This window comes from Ilyobacter sp. (genome assembly GCF_041583315.1).
In the GTDB taxonomy this organism is placed as follows: domain Bacteria; phylum Fusobacteriota; class Fusobacteriia; order Fusobacteriales; family Fusobacteriaceae; genus Ilyobacter.
This window is the reverse complement of sequence record NZ_JBFHGC010000624.1, coordinates 1-1,515: the sequence shown is the minus strand read 5'-3', so window position 1 is coordinate 1,515 and position 1,515 is coordinate 1. Positions and strand designations below refer to the sequence as shown.

1 protein-coding gene is annotated in these 1,515 nt (G+C 28.3%); it reads right to left on the bottom strand.

Features of this window, described 5'->3' with window-relative positions:
• Positions 1-303: 303 nt before the first annotated feature.
• A complete protein-coding gene (msrA, locus tag ABZA26_RS14855) occupies positions 304-876 on the bottom strand; it encodes a peptide-methionine (S)-S-oxide reductase MsrA (protein ID WP_372715261.1) in 573 nt (190 codons plus the stop codon).
• Positions 877-1,515 lie beyond the last annotated feature (639 nt).

The following is a 1,515-nucleotide window of genomic DNA, read 5'->3' as shown; positions in this document are numbered from 1 at the left end:
CTGCACCAGTGACTATACCGAGCAGCATGGCAATTAAAATTGCGACCCCTAAGTTTAACTTTCCTTTTTTCATGAATCCCTCCCTAGTAAAATTTTATATATTGTATCAGATTGCTCTGGTTTTAACATCACTAAAAATTAACTTTTAATGAAAAATTAATTAAGTTTTATAGAAAAATATTATAAACAGGATGAATATATAACGGATATTATCATTTATAGAACTGATTGTCAAGCAAATAGAAGACTAAATGGAGTTTTTTGTAAAATAAGAGTTCATATAGAACTTATATAGAACAAAAATTATTTCCATATCGAATTTAAAAATTGATCTCGGCCAGAATGATACCTGTAATATTTATAACGGATTTTATTTTTTTTGTAATAATCCTGGTGATACTCTTCAGCAGGATAAAAATTTTTAAATTTTACGACTTCGGTTACGATTTTTTTCTCAAATTTCCCTGAATTTTCTAGATTTTTAATTGATGTAAGTGCGTGGGATTTTTGTGTTTCATCAATGTAAAAGATGGCGGAGGAATATTCAAAGCCTCTGTCTACAAACTGTCCCTCAGAATCGGTAGGGTCTATCTGTCTCCAAAATACATCTAAAAGATCTGGATAATCTATAACGGAATCATCATAGACTATTTTGACAGTTTCCCGGTGCCCTGTTTTACCTGATGATACGCTTTTGTATGATGGGTTTTCCACATGTCCCCCTGAATATCCAGAGGTTACAGATATAACTCCAGATAATTTTTCAAAGGGGGGTTCCATACACCAAAAGCATCCTCCTGCAAAATACGCTTCTCTTTCTGTAGCAAAGGAAAAGATAGAAATCATAAAAAAAAGAATAGAAATAATTTTCTTCATATTAATCACCTCATTATAAAAATTCGTTGTCACTGAAAAAAATCCTTTTAAATATAATAATATGAAAACACCAATCCGTAGATTATTGAAAAATGGAGTATTTTTATAAAGCCATCAATTGTTAAACCAGGGGATGTTTCATCATATCGTTATTATAATGAGAGATTTTTAAGAGGTGCAGTATAAGTATTTAGACTCTGTAAAAATTTATGAATCTAATGGGAACTATGAAACAAAAATAAAATATAAATTTGACCTCTATTTTTTAAAGATAATAGATTCTCTTTAAAGCAAATAAATAACATTATAAAAATATGGGTTTTCAGACATGTCAAATAAAAATAAGATGCTAAAAATCTCACAAGAAAGAAAAACACAGATAAAAATATTTTAGATTAAAAAAATATTAAAATGAAAAGATGATTATTATCTGAAATGACTTTAGTTATTTATCAAAAGAATGATTCAGAGGATAATTATACCTCTAAAATATCGTATGAGCCTTCTGGATATACCGAATAGAAAGGCTCAATAGTTTCTATATAAAAAATAAATAGTTGTTGCATAATAAAAAAAAAAGAGTATACTCTGTGTATAGAGAGACATAAAACAATTAACATACCAAACAAAAAGTTCTTT